The following is a 13059-nucleotide window of genomic DNA, read 5'->3' as shown; positions in this document are numbered from 1 at the left end:
TATTTCATGAAAAATTCAACTATTATTTATTTAACTGATATAAATTTTAAAGTAAATATTAATATTAATAGTTTTATTTTAGTTGATTTTTGGGCTGATTGGTGTAATCCATGTAAAATGTTTTCTTTAGTTTTAGATGAAATATTTAAAATATATAATAAAAAATTAATTTTTGCTAAATTAAATATTGATAAATACCCTAATATAGCTCAAAAATATAATATTCGTAGTATACCAACAATCATATTATTTAATAATGGTATTATAGTAGATCAAACTACTGGTTCAATTAATAAAATTCAATTAATAAAATTTTTAGATAAACATCTAAAATAATAAATTTTATTATATAAATAATGAAATAATTAAATTAAATAAAATTTAATAAATTTTAGGAGGATTTTTATGATGTTTAATTATAAATATTTTTTTTGATTATAAACTCATATTAATAATGTATAAATTATATATAATTTAATTAAAATTTTTATTAATTATATATATAATATATATAGTATATATTAATTAACTATACCATTTCAAAAGAAATGTACTAGATTTATTCAAAGATTAAGACCTCACCATTATGAATCTTACCGGATTAAAAAATAAACTAATATCGGATTTACTTAATTTAGGCAAAAGTATTAATTTAGAAAATTTAGCTAGAATGCGTAAACAAGATATTATTTTTGCTATATTAAAACAACATTCTAAAATTGGAGAAGATATTTTTGGTGATGGAGTATTAGAAATATTACAAGATGGATTTGGTTTTTTACGTTCATCTGATAGCTCTTATTTAGCAGGACCAGATGATATTTATGTATCTCCAAGTCAAATTAGACGTTTTAATTTACGTACAGGAGACACAATTTCAGGTAAAATACGTCCTCCAAAAGAAGGAGAAAGATATTTTGCTTTATTAAAAATTAATGAAGTTAATTATGATAAACCTGAAAATGCTCGTAGTAAAATTCTTTTTGAAAATTTAACTCCATTACATGCTAATTCTCGTTTAAGTATGGAAAGAGGAAATGGCTCTACAGAAGATTTAACAGCTCGTGTTTTAGATTTAGCTTCACCTATAGGAAGAGGTCAAAGAGGATTAATTGTAGCTCCTCCTAAAGCTGGAAAAACTATGTTATTACAAAACATAGCACAAAGTATAGCTTATAATCATTCAGAATGTGTATTAATAGTATTATTAATTGATGAACGTCCTGAAGAAGTTACTGAAATGCAAAGATTAGTTAAAGGAGAAGTTATTGCATCAACTTTTGATGAACCTGCATCTAGACATGTTCAAGTATCAGAAATGGTCATTGAAAAAGCTAAAAGGTTAGTTGAACATAAAAAAGACGTTGTAATTCTATTAGATTCAATGACACGTTTAGCTAGAGCTTATAATACAATTGCTCCTGCTTCAGGAAAAGTATTAACAGGTGGTGTAGATTCCAATGCTTTACATCGTCCTAAACGTTTTTTTGGAGCTGCAAGAAATGTTGAAGAAGGTGGTAGTTTAACCATAATAGCTACAGCATTAATTGATACTGGATCTAAAATGGATGATGTAATTTATGAAGAATTTAAAGGTACAGGTAATATGGAATTACATTTATCACGTAAAATAGCTGAAAAAAGGGTTTTTCCTGCTATTGATTATAATCGTTCTGGTACTAGAAAAGAAGAATTATTAAGTACTCAAGAAGATTTACAAAAGATGTGGATTTTAAGAAAAATCATTCATCCTATGAGTGAAATTGATGCTATGGAATTTCTTATTAATAAATTATCTATGACTAAAACAAATAATGAATTTTTTGATATGATGAAAAGATCGTAAATACAAAATATCATTAATAATTATTATTAATAAAATATTAGTATAAAATAAATTTATTTATTAAAAAATTTTATGTTAAAATAACTAGACATTAAAGTTGTGAGTTTGTAATATTAATTATACTAATATTTAAAGCACCCGTAGCTCAGTAGGATAGAGTGCTGTTTTCCGAAAGCAGAGGGTTCAGGTTCAATTCCTGTCGGGTGCACATAAAGAAATTTTATGGTGGCTATAGCTCAGATGGTAGAGCACTGGATTGTGGTTCCGGTTGTCATGGGTTCGAATCCCATTAGCCACCCATTTATAATAAATAATTAACGGCGAGTAGCGCAGTTTGGTAGCGCAACTGGTTTGGGACCAGTGGGTCAGAGGTTCAAATCCTCTCTCGCCGATTATTAATTATTATATTTAAAAAAATAAATTATATTTAATTCTAAAATAAATTATATCTTCTACAGTTAATACTGGCATATGATTTTTTTTTGAAAATAAAATAGTATCTTCAGTACGAGCCATTGAACCATTATCATTTGTTAATTCACATAAAATTCCTGTAGGATTCATTTTTGCTATTTTTAATAAATCTATAGTAGCTTCTGTATGTCCTTTCCTTTTTAAAACTCCTTCTTTAATAGCTCTCAATGGAAAAACATGTCCTGGACTATTTAAATCATTAGGTTTTGCATTAATATTTATAGCAGTTTTAATAGTTGTAAATCGATCTTGTGCAGATACTCCTGTAGTAATACCTTTAGCAGCTTCAATAGTAATTGTAAAACCTGTTTTATAAAAATTAGTATTGTTTTTTACCATCATAGGTAAATTTAATTTTTTACGTAATTTTTCAGTAATACATAAACAAACAATACCACTTCCATATCTAATAGTTAAAGCTATTTGTTTAACAGTAATTTTTTCTGCAGAAAAAACAATATCACTTTCATTTTCACGATTTTTATTATCTAATATTAATACACCATCTCCGTTATTAAGAGATAAAATAGCATTTTTTACTCTAGTAATTGAATCACCGAATTGAGAAGAAAGTAAATTATGATTATCTATATTATACATATATTATAACTTTAAATAAAATTTATATATTATTATAAATAATAAATAAAAATTTGAAATTAATTTGATAAAAATCAAATTAATTATTAATATTTATTATTATTTTTTTTTAAAAAATTTTTTAATTCATTAAAACTAACAGTAGCGGTACCAAATTTACTAACTACTATACTTGCTGCAATATTAGATAAAAAACATGCATTTTCAAGCGATATTTTTCCTTGAGCTAAAAATGCAGATAAAATTCCAATAACAGTATCACCAGCTCCAGTAACATCATGAACTTTTTTAGCTTGAGATTTAAAATGAATAGGTTTTTTATTTTTTTGAATTAAACTCATTCCATTTTCTGATCTAGTTACTAATAATGAATTTATATTATAACGTAAAATTAAATTTAAACCTTTATTAACTAATTCTTCTTCAGAATTACATTTACCTACTACTGATTCAAATTCAGTTAAATTAGGAGTTAATAATGTAGCTCCTGAATATTTTTCATAATTATTACCTTTAGGATCAATAATAACAGGTATTTTTGATAAATTAGCTAATTCAATCATAGATTTTATATTACATAATGTTCCTTTATTATAATCAGAAAAAACAATTATATTAATATTAGATATAATTTTTTTAATATTTTCTAAAAGTATATTATTACTATGTATATTTTTATATTTTTTTTCAAAATCTAAACGTAGTAATTGTTTATTTAAAGATAGCACTCGTGTTTTAACTATAGTTTTAAACTTAATGTTTTGGATAAAATTATAATTAACATTATTTTTTTTTAATTTTTTTTTAATAATATTTGCTTCATCATCTATACCTAAAAAACCAAATAATTTCACATTAGCACCAATAGAAGATATATTCATAGCAACATTTGCTGCACCTCCTGGTATATAATTTATATTTGTAATTTTTATTATTGGTACTGGAGCTTCTGATGACATTTTATTTATTAATCCATGAAAATAACGATCTAACATTACATCACCTACTACTAAAACTGTTGTATTATGAAAATCAGATAATATTAATTTCATTTTAATAGTCCATTATAATAATCTTAGTTTATAATTATATTAACAAAATATTAAATAATTTTATTATAAAAAATTTAATATAAATTATATATTTAATATATAAAATTAATATTTTAACAAATTTATAACATAAATTATATTTAATTAGGAGTATAATAATTGAAAATTTATTTAGTTGGTGGTGCTGTTAGAGATATTCTTTTAAATTTAAAATTTTCAGATAGAGATTGGTTAGTAGTTGGAGCTAATATAAATTTAATGCTTAAATTAGGTTTTAAATTGGTTGGAAAAGATTTTCCTGTGTTTTTACATCCAATAACACATGAAGAATATGCTTTAGCTAGAACTGAAAAAAAATCAGGACATGGATATGAAGGATTTATTTATTATTCATCACCTAATATTACATTGCAGGAAGATTTATTACGTAGAGATCTTACTATTAATGCTATTGCGCAGGACCAATCAGGAAAATTTTATGATCCATATAATGGAATAAAAGATATTCATAATAAATTACTTAAACATGTTTCTGATTCTTTTAAAGATGATCCTTTAAGAATATTAAGGGTTGCTCGCTTTGCTGCAAAATTATCAAATTTAAATTTTAAAATTGATAAAAAAACATTTAAATTAATGAAAATAATGAGTGCTTCTGGAGAATTATCTTATTTAAAACCAGAAAGAATTTGGAAAGAAACTGAAAATGCTCTTAAAGGTTTAAATCCACATATATTTTTTATAATTTTAAAAAAATGTGGTGCATTATCTGTACTTTTTCCAGAAATTAATAAATTATATGGTATTCCAGCTCCAGCTAAATGGCATCCTGAAATAGATACAGGGGTTCATACTATGATGACATTATCTATTGCTTCTAAATTAACTTCTAGCATAGAAATAAGATTTGCCGCTTTATGTCATGATGTAGGGAAAGGATTAACTCCTAAAAAATTATGGCCTAGACATCATGGTCATGGTATTGCTGGTATTCCTTTAATTAAAAAATTATGCAAAAGATTAAAAATACCAAATAATATTCGTAATTTAGCTATTTTATCTGCTAAAGTACATGATATGATACATGATATATATAATCAAAAAGCAGAAGTTATACTTAATATATATAATATTATTGATGCTTGGAGAAAACCTTATAGAGTAAAACAAATTGCATTAATTAGTGAATCTGATGCTAGAGGGAGAGCTACATTAGATTCTATTTGTTATAAACAGGGAAAATATTTTATTGATATATATCAACATATATTTAAAATTAATAATAAAGATATAATAAAAGATGGTATTAAAGGATCAAATATTACTAAAATTATAAATCAACGAAGATTAAAATTATTAAAATTATATATTTTTTCTAAAAAATTTAAATAAATTTTATATATAATAATAAAGCAATAAAAATACGATATATAGCAAATAATTTTAAAGAAAAATTATTTATAATATATAAAGAAAACTTAATAGTAATTAAACTAATAATAAATGATAAAATTAAACCTATAATAATAAATTTAATATCTTCTATAGAAAAAATTTGAAAATGTTTATATAATTCCAAAAAACTAGCTCCAAAAATTATGGGTATTGCTATAATAAAACAAAATTCTATTGATATAATACGACTTATTCCTAATAATAAGCTTATTGATAAAATAGAACCTGATCTAGATATACCAGGAAATAAAGATAAACATTGAAAACATCCAATTATCCATACTTGATTATATGTTAAATAATTAATATTACTAATATTAGTTATTTTTGGTTTAAATACTTCAGATAAATATAATATTATACTTCCAAATATTAAACCATAAATAACTGTAATAATATTCATAAAAAATTTAATTTTATTATAAAATAATGATCCAATAATAATTATTGGTAATATAGATATTATTATATGTAATAATGTTATTTTTTTTTTATGATAAGATTCATATATTAAAGAATTATTAATAATTTTTATTATTCTTGACCAAAAAATGATACAAATAGATATTATAGTTCCTAACTGAACTATTACTTCAAAAATTTTTATTTTTTCATCTTCAATTATATTATATATATTACTAAATATAATCATATGTCCTGTAGATGATATAGGTAAAAATTCAGTTAATCCTTCAATTACGCTTAATATGATAATTGTAGAATATTTTAATTTTATCATAATATAAATTTATTTAATAAAAATATTTTTATGTTCATTAATTTTTTAAAAAATTATTTATTAGAATGTAATTCTAATTTAGAATTAATAATAATATTATGTAATTCATTATTGTTTTTTTGTTGAAATTTTTTCATACCAACATATGCAATCATAGCTGCATTATCAGTACATAATTTATTAATATTATAAAAAATTTTGATTCTATTTTTTTTAAAATTTTTAATTAAATATGATCTTAATTTTTTATTAGCACTTACTCCACCTGAAAGAACAAATTTTTTTATATTATATTTTTTTAAAGCCCATAAACTTTTTATAAAAAGAGTATCTATAATAGCATCTTCAAATGCACATGCAATATCTGCTTTTGTCTGAAAATCTAAAAAATCATATTTATTTATAAAATTTTTTGCAAAAGTTTTTAATCCAGAAAAACTAAAATTTAAATTATTTTTATTTTTTATCATTGGTCTAGGAAAAATAAAACGTTTTGAAATACCAAATTGAGCTATTTTAGATAAATTTTTTCCTCCTGGAAATTTTAAACCTAACATTATTGCAATTTTATCTAAAGCTTCTCCAGCTGCATCATCAATATTATTTCCTAATATTTTATATTTTCCAAATTTATAAACATAAATTAATTGTGTATGACCTCCAGATACAACTAAAACAATAAATGGAAAATTTGGTTTATTTTTTTCTAACATAATAGATAATATATGACCTTCTATATGATTAATAGGAATAACTGGTATTTTTAAAGAAAATCCTAGTGTATGTGCAGTAATAGCACCTATCATTAGTGAGTTAATTAATCCTGGTCCTGCAGTATAAGCGATTATATCAATATCATTTATTTTTTTTTTACTAAAAGATAACGTTTTTCTAATTAATGGAATAATTTTTTTTAAATGTTGTCTTGCAGCTAATTCAGGAATAATACCTCCATATTTTATATGTATTTTTTGACTATAAACATTATTTGATAATAATCCATATTTATTATCATAAATGGATATAGCAGTATCATCACATGATGTTTCTATTCCCATTATTAACATTTTTTTCTCTTATAATAATTTAAGTAATACAAATTAATGTAATTAATAAAAAATATTTTATATAGTATATATAATATATGATATAATTTATTTTTTACAATTAATACTAAATAATAGAGATTTAAAAATGCCAGTAATTAAAGTACGTGAAAATGAACCATTTGATTTAGTTTTAAGAAGATTTAAGCGTTCTTGTGAAAAAGCAGGTATTTTATCAGAAGTTAGACGTAGAGAATTTTATGAAAAACCTACAACAAAAAGAAAAAGAGCTAAAGCATCAGCAATTAAAAGACATACAAAAAAAATAATAAGAGAAAATTTAAAAAAAATTCGTTTATATTAATAAGATTATATTTATAACAAATAAATATAAATAATTATTTACTAATTTTAAAAAATATATCATATCAATGAGAACATATATTCCCCGTACATATGTAAGTAATTTACTTCATAAAAGTAATATTTTATTATTAATACAAAATAGAATAAAATTAAAAAAAAGAGGTAAAAATTTTTTTGGATTTTGTCCCTTTCATTTAGAAAAACATCCTTCATTTGTTGTTAGTGAAGAAAAACAATTATATCATTGTTTTGGTTGTGGTATTCATGGTAATATAATTGATTTTATAATGCATTATGATAATCTTAGTTTTATTGAAAGTATTAAACACATAGCAAATTTTTTTGGATTTATAATACCTTATAAAAATAATAGTAAAGATTATATTTCTGATATAGATAAAAAAAAATGTATAAATGATTTAATATTTGATATTAGTAAATTATACAAAGACTCTTTAATAAATTCTTATTTAGGAAAAAAAGCTTATCAATATTTATTGAATCGTGGATTTAATAAAGAAATAATAGATTATTTTACTATTGGTTTTTCCAATAAAAATTTGATTTATTTAATATGTAATAATAAAAAAAAAAAAATTATTTAATTGAAGATTTAAAAATGTTAGTTCATAATAAAAATACAAATAATTATTATGATATTTTTCATAATCGTATAATATTTCCAATTAAAAATATACAAGGTCAAATTATTGGTTTTGGTGGTCGTTCTTTAGATAATAGAGAACCTAAATATTTAAATTCACCTGATAATATTTTTTTTCACAAAAGAAATGAATTATATGGTTTATATGAAATAAAAAAAAAATTTAATTTATTAGAAAAAATTTTAGTTGTAGAAGGATATACTGATGTTATTAGTTTATTTCAATTTAATATAAAATATGTAGTAGCAATTTTAGGAATATCAATTACAAATGAACATATAAAAAAATTATTTCAAATAACTAATAAAATTATTTATTGTTATGATGGTGATAATGCTGGACGAAGAGCTAATTGGTATTCATTAAAAATTAGTTTATCTCATATGGTACAAGGTAAACAAATAAATTTTTTATTACTTCCTGATGGAGAAGATCCTGATAGTTTGATAAAAAAAGGAGGAAAAGTTTTATTTGAAAAATACATTAATAATAGTTTATCATTTTCAGATTTTTTTTTTAAAAGTTTAATAGAAAAAAATAGTCTTAAAAATTGTGAAGAAAAAACTAAATTTATTAATAAAGCTTTATCTTTAATTCATGATATTCCTGATTATATTTTTCAAATTAATTTAATAAAAAAAATAGGAGAAAAAATAGGTATTTTAAATTTTTTTCAAATATATCAGTTAATGATTCAAAAAAAAAATATAAAACAATTATCAAATAATAATTACTTAAATAATTTTAAAAAGACAACAATAAGAATGTTAATTAGTTTATTAATACAAAAACCTAAATTAATAAAGTTTATACCAAAATTAAAATTATTTAAAACATCTAATCTTAATGGATTAAATTTTTTTATTGAATTAATTCAAATTTGTAATAAAAAAAAAATAACAACAGCACAAATATTAGAAAAATATAGAGGAACAAAATTTAAAAAACCTCTTGAAACATTAGCAATATGGAACCATATCGTTCCAAATGAGAAGATAGAAAATTTTTTTATTCATTTAATAAATAAATTAAAAATGAATATTATAGAAGAAAGACAAGAATATTTAATTTTTTTGGAAAGAAAAGAAGGTTTAAATCTTAAAAAAAAAAAAGAATTATGGTCTTTAAATAAAGATTTAGCTAAAATTAAAAAAATTTTTTAAAATATATTAAATTTTAATTTTTTATTAAATATTAGATTGTAATATAATATTATACCTAATAGAATAATAAATTCTATTTATTTTTATAAAATTATAATCTTATAGAATATGATAATAGAAATATGGAATTTTTTATGGAGCATAACTCACAATTACAGTTTAAACTTCTTGTTATACGTGGTAAAGAACAAGGATATTTAACTTATTCAGAAGTTAATGATCATCTTCCGGATGATATTGTTGGTTCCGATCAAATTCAAGATATTATTCAAATGATCAATGATATGGGAATACAAGTAATGGAAGAAGCTCCTGATGAAGATGATTTAATATTAAATCGAAATAATAATGAAAACAATGAAATTGTAGAAGAAGCAGTTGTACAAGTATTATCAACTAAAATAGATTCGGAAATAGGTAGAACTACAGATCCAGTACGTATGTATATGAGAGAGATGGGAACTGTAGAATTATTAACAAGAAAAGGTGAAATTAACATAGCTAAAAGAATAGAAGAAGGTATTAATCAAATACAGTGTACTTTTGCTGAATATCCAAAAGCTATTATCTATCTATTAAAGAAATATGATCAAGTAGAGTTAGGAAATATTCGTTTATCTGATTTAATCAATGGTTTTATTAATATAAATATTAATGAAGAAATTATACTAAATAAAATTATTAATGTTAAAACAAAATTATCTGAAGAAGATGAATCAGATGATAATGAAAATATTATAGATCCTAAATTAGCTAAAGAAAAATTTTCAGAATTAAGAAATCAATACCATATTACATCTTTTATAATAAAAGAAAAAGGTAGAAATCATAATGATTCTATAAATGAAATTAAAAATCTTGCAGAAATATTTAAACAATTTCGTTTAGTATCTAAAGAATTTGATTATTTAGTTAATAATATGCGTTCTATAATGTTACGTATTCGTATACAAGAACGTTATATTATGAAATTATGTATTGAAAAATTTAAAATATCTAAAAAAAAAATTATTTTATTATTTACTTCTAGTAAAATTAATAAAAATAATTTTATTAATCAATTAAAAATATTACAAATAAATAAAAATTTATCATTTTTAGAATTAAATGATTTATATCAAAAAATAGAAAATAGTTTTATACAACTAGTAAAAATTGAAAAAGAAACAGAACTCACTATTAATCAAATAAAAAATATTAATAAAAAAATATTAATAGGAGAGACTAAAGCTAAACGTGCTAAGAAAGAAATGGTTGAAGCTAATTTAAGATTAGTTATTTCTATTGCAAAAAAATATACTAATAGAGGGTTACAGTTTCTTGATTTAATTCAAGAAGGTAATATTGGTTTAATGAAAGCAGTAGATAAATTTGAATATAGAAGAGGTTATAAATTTTCTACTTATGCTACTTGGTGGATAAGACAAGCTATAACGAGATCCATTGCTGATCAAGCTAGAACTATAAGAATTCCAGTGCATATGATAGAAACTATTAATAAATTAAATCGTATTTCCAGACAAATACTACAAGAAATTGGTAGAGAACCTACTCCTGAAGAATTATCAGATAAAATGATGATACCAGAAGATAAAATTAGAAAAGTATTGAAAATAGCAAAAGAACCTATATCAATGGAAACTCCTATAGGAGATGATGAAGATTCACATTTAGGTGATTTTATTGAAGATAACACATTAGAGTTACCATTAGAATCAGCTACTTCAGAAAATTTACGTTTAGCTACATATAATATTTTATCTAGTTTAACTCCTAGAGAAGCTAAAGTATTAAGAATGAGATTTGGTATAGATATGAATACTGATCATACGTTAGAAGAAGTAGGAAAACAATTTGATGTAACTAGAGAAAGAATACGTCAAATAGAAGCTAAAGCATTAAGAAAATTACGTCATCCAAGTCGTTCAGAAATACTTAAAAGTTTTTTAGATGATTAAATTTATTTAATTATTTTTGATATAATCAAATAGTTTATTATTTATAATTATTATTTTGATTATATCAAATAATTTAAATGGTAATATTATAATATTTGATTATATTCTTCTTTACGTATTGTTAATATTTCACATCCATTATTATTTACTAAAATAGTATGTTCATATTGTGCAGATAAAGTTTTGTCTTGTGTTTTTACAGTCCATCCATCATTTTTTAAATAAACATGATGTTTTCCTATATTTATCATAGGTTCAATAGTAAAAACCATACCTGATTTTAATATAATTCCATTATCATAAGAATCATAATGTAAAATTTGTGGTTCTTCATGAAATTTTTTTCCAATACCATGACCACAATATTCTCTTACAATAGAAAATTTTTTAGATTCAATATATTTTTGAATAGTTTTACCAATTAAATTTAAACGAATACCAGGTTTAATTATACTAATAGCTTTATATAAACTTTTTTTCGTAGTTAAACATAATGACTTAGATTTTTTAGATAAGTAATCACCAACAACAAACATTTTAGAAGTATCACCATAATAATTATTATTTAATATAGTTACATCTATATTTAAAATATCACCATATTTTAAATATTCTTGTTTACTAGAAATACCATGACATACAACATCATTAACAGAAATACAAACAGATTTTGGATATCCTTTATATCCTAATGCAGCAGGTTTAGCCTTTTGAATATTTATAATATAATCATGACATATATTATTTAATTGTTCTGTATTAATACCAGGTTTTATATATTTTTCAATCATTTCAAGAACTTCTGCTGCTAATTTACATGATTTATGTATTTTTTTTATTTCTTCATAATTTTTAATTAAAATAGTCATTAATATTTACATATAATTATTAATTGTATAATAATTAATATTACATTATAAATAACTGATAAATAATAATTTTTTTATAAAAATTATTATTATATAGAAATCGTTAATATAAAAAATAATAAATAGGAGTGTAATAATGGATATATCTATAAATAAAATGTTTAATGTTGGTGTACATTTTGGACATCAAACTCGTTATTGGAATCCAAAAATGAAAGAATTTATCTTTCATCATCGTAATAAAATACATATCATTAATTTAGACAAAACTATTTCCATGTTTAATATTGCTTTAAGAGAATTAAAAAAAATTAGTTCTCGTAAAGGAAAAATTTTGTTTGTAGGTACAAAGAAATCAGCTTCAAATTTAATTAAAGAAACAGCTGATACTTGTCATCAATTTTTTGTTAATCATCGTTGGTTAGGAGGTATGTTAACAAATTGGAAAACTGTAAAACAATCTATTAAAAGATTAAAAGAATTAGAAATTCAAAGTAAAGATGGTACATTTATCAAATTAACAAAAAAAGAAGCGTTAATTCGAACAAAAGAATTATTAAAACTAGAAAAAAGTTTAGGAGGTATAAAAAATATGGGAGGATTACCTGATGCATTATTTATAGTAGATGCTAATTATGAAAAAATTGCAATTAAAGAAGCAAATAAATTAAATATTCCAATATTTGCTATTGTCGATACAAATTCAAATCCTGAAAACATTAATTTTGTTATTCCTGGAAATGATGATGCTATACGTGCTATAAAATTATATTTATATTATGTAAAAAAAGCTATTTTAAAAAATTAAATAATAATCTAAAATTAA

General features: G+C 21.5%; 13 protein-coding genes and 3 tRNA genes. 11 read left to right on the top strand and 5 right to left on the bottom strand.

Annotated elements, in window-relative coordinates:
- The first annotated feature begins 6 nt into the window (after positions 1 to 6).
- The 5 genes from trxA (at position 7) to GJT82_RS01275 (ending at position 2238) form a co-directional block, all read left to right on the top strand.
- Positions 7 to 336 carry a thioredoxin gene (trxA, locus tag GJT82_RS01295; protein ID WP_168819482.1) on the top strand — a complete coding sequence of 110 codons (330 nt, stop codon included), beginning with the start codon at positions 7 to 9 and terminating at the stop codon, positions 334 to 336.
- A 250-nt stretch (positions 337 to 586) separates the two neighbouring features.
- Positions 587 to 1846 (top strand): transcription termination factor Rho, encoded by a 1260-nt coding sequence (gene rho, locus GJT82_RS01290; RefSeq protein ID WP_168819480.1) that lies wholly within the window; start codon positions 587 to 589, stop codon positions 1844 to 1846.
- Between the two features lie 134 nt (positions 1847 to 1980).
- Positions 1981 to 2054, top strand: a tRNA-Arg gene (locus GJT82_RS01285).
- A 17-nt stretch (positions 2055 to 2071) separates the two neighbouring features.
- Positions 2072 to 2144, top strand: a tRNA-His gene (locus tag GJT82_RS01280).
- Between the two features lie 20 nt (positions 2145 to 2164).
- Positions 2165 to 2238, top strand: a tRNA-Pro gene (locus GJT82_RS01275).
- A gap of 16 nt (positions 2239 to 2254) precedes the next feature.
- On the opposite strand, the gene ribB is transcribed toward GJT82_RS01275, so the two are convergent.
- Together ribB and rfaE1 are read right to left on the bottom strand one after the other, a co-directional pair.
- The gene (gene ribB, locus GJT82_RS01270) at positions 2255 to 2920 is read right to left on the bottom strand and encodes a 3,4-dihydroxy-2-butanone-4-phosphate synthase (protein ID WP_168819478.1); all 666 of its coding nucleotides are present in this window, start codon (positions 2918 to 2920) and stop codon (positions 2255 to 2257) included.
- Positions 2921 to 3006: 86 nt separating this feature from the next.
- Positions 3007 to 3972 (bottom strand): D-glycero-beta-D-manno-heptose-7-phosphate kinase, encoded by a 966-nt coding sequence (gene rfaE1, locus GJT82_RS01265; RefSeq protein WP_168819476.1) that lies wholly within the window; start codon positions 3970 to 3972, stop codon positions 3007 to 3009.
- A 159-nt stretch (positions 3973 to 4131) separates the two neighbouring features.
- Here rfaE1 and GJT82_RS01260 point away from each other — a divergent pair, with 159 nt between their 5' ends.
- A complete protein-coding gene (locus GJT82_RS01260; RefSeq protein ID WP_168819474.1) occupies positions 4132 to 5364 on the top strand; it encodes a multifunctional CCA addition/repair protein in 1233 nt (410 codons plus the stop codon).
- On the opposite strand, the gene uppP is transcribed toward GJT82_RS01260, so the two are convergent.
- Positions 5357 to 6166, bottom strand: coding sequence for an undecaprenyl-diphosphatase UppP (uppP, locus tag GJT82_RS01255; protein WP_168819471.1), 810 nt, complete (start codon positions 6164 to 6166; stop codon positions 5357 to 5359). The two genes, GJT82_RS01260 and uppP, sit on opposite strands and share 8 nt — an antisense overlap.
- A 53-nt stretch (positions 6167 to 6219) precedes the next feature.
- Positions 6220 to 7233 (bottom strand): tRNA (adenosine(37)-N6)-threonylcarbamoyltransferase complex transferase subunit TsaD, encoded by a 1014-nt coding sequence (gene tsaD / locus GJT82_RS01250; protein WP_168819469.1) that lies wholly within the window; start codon positions 7231 to 7233, stop codon positions 6220 to 6222.
- Between the two features lie 127 nt (positions 7234 to 7360).
- Here tsaD and rpsU point away from each other — a divergent pair, with 127 nt between their 5' ends.
- From rpsU to rpoD, 4 genes are all read left to right on the top strand, one after another.
- The gene (gene rpsU, locus GJT82_RS01245; protein ID WP_168819467.1) at positions 7361 to 7576 is read left to right on the top strand and encodes a 30S ribosomal protein S21; all 216 of its coding nucleotides are present in this window, start codon (positions 7361 to 7363) and stop codon (positions 7574 to 7576) included.
- A 67-nt stretch (positions 7577 to 7643) separates the two neighbouring features.
- Complete coding sequence (locus tag GJT82_RS02485) at positions 7644 to 8183, top strand: CHC2 zinc finger domain-containing protein (RefSeq protein ID WP_168819465.1); 540 nt, start codon at positions 7644 to 7646, stop codon at positions 8181 to 8183.
- Positions 8184 to 8197: 14 nt separating this feature from the next.
- Positions 8198 to 9406 carry a DNA primase gene (locus GJT82_RS02480; protein WP_168819463.1) on the top strand — a complete coding sequence of 403 codons (1209 nt, stop codon included), beginning with the start codon at positions 8198 to 8200 and terminating at the stop codon, positions 9404 to 9406.
- Positions 9407 to 9540: 134 nt separating this feature from the next.
- Complete coding sequence (gene rpoD / locus GJT82_RS01230) at positions 9541 to 11364, top strand: RNA polymerase sigma factor RpoD (protein WP_168819461.1); 1824 nt, start codon at positions 9541 to 9543, stop codon at positions 11362 to 11364.
- 86 nt (positions 11365 to 11450) lie between these two features.
- Here the strand turns inward: rpoD and map are convergent, their stop codons facing one another.
- Positions 11451 to 12233: a type I methionyl aminopeptidase gene (map, locus tag GJT82_RS01225; RefSeq protein ID WP_168819459.1), complete on the bottom strand. Its 783-nt coding sequence runs from the start codon at positions 12231 to 12233 to the stop codon at positions 11451 to 11453.
- Positions 12234 to 12369: 136 nt separating this feature from the next.
- Here map and rpsB point away from each other — a divergent pair, with 136 nt between their 5' ends.
- Positions 12370 to 13041 carry a 30S ribosomal protein S2 gene (gene rpsB / locus GJT82_RS01220; protein WP_168819456.1) on the top strand — a complete coding sequence of 224 codons (672 nt, stop codon included), beginning with the start codon at positions 12370 to 12372 and terminating at the stop codon, positions 13039 to 13041.
- The last annotated feature ends 18 nt before the right edge of the window (positions 13042 to 13059 follow it).

Source organism: Enterobacteriaceae endosymbiont of Plateumaris rustica (genome assembly GCF_012562965.1).
In the GTDB taxonomy this organism is placed as follows: Bacteria; Pseudomonadota; Gammaproteobacteria; order Enterobacterales; family Enterobacteriaceae.
This window is presented reverse-complemented; position numbering and strand designations above follow the sequence as displayed.

Excerpts from the sequence above, each read along its gene's own strand:
- trxA (WP_168819482.1), top strand. The coding sequence starts at position 7 with ATGAAAAATTCAACTATTATTTATTTAACTGATATAAATTTTAAAGTA.
- uppP (WP_168819471.1), bottom strand. The coding sequence starts at position 6,166 with ATGATAAAATTAAAATATTCTACAATTATCATATTAAGCGTAATTGAA.
- map (WP_168819459.1), bottom strand. The coding sequence starts at position 12,233 with ATGACTATTTTAATTAAAAATTATGAAGAAATAAAAAAAATACATAAA.
- rpoD (WP_168819461.1), top strand. The coding sequence starts at position 9,541 with ATGGAGCATAACTCACAATTACAGTTTAAACTTCTTGTTATACGTGGT.
- tsaD (WP_168819469.1), bottom strand. The coding sequence starts at position 7,233 with ATGTTAATAATGGGAATAGAAACATCATGTGATGATACTGCTATATCC.
- rpsU (WP_168819467.1), top strand. The coding sequence starts at position 7,361 with ATGCCAGTAATTAAAGTACGTGAAAATGAACCATTTGATTTAGTTTTA.
- rfaE1 (WP_168819476.1), bottom strand. The coding sequence starts at position 3,972 with ATGAAATTAATATTATCTGATTTTCATAATACAACAGTTTTAGTAGTA.
- GJT82_RS02480 (WP_168819463.1), top strand. The coding sequence starts at position 8,198 with ATGTTAGTTCATAATAAAAATACAAATAATTATTATGATATTTTTCAT.
- rpsB (WP_168819456.1), top strand. The coding sequence starts at position 12,370 with ATGGATATATCTATAAATAAAATGTTTAATGTTGGTGTACATTTTGGA.
- GJT82_RS02485 (WP_168819465.1), top strand. The coding sequence starts at position 7,644 with ATGAGAACATATATTCCCCGTACATATGTAAGTAATTTACTTCATAAA.
- ribB (WP_168819478.1), bottom strand. The coding sequence starts at position 2,920 with ATGTATAATATAGATAATCATAATTTACTTTCTTCTCAATTCGGTGAT.
- rho (WP_168819480.1), top strand. The coding sequence starts at position 587 with ATGAATCTTACCGGATTAAAAAATAAACTAATATCGGATTTACTTAAT.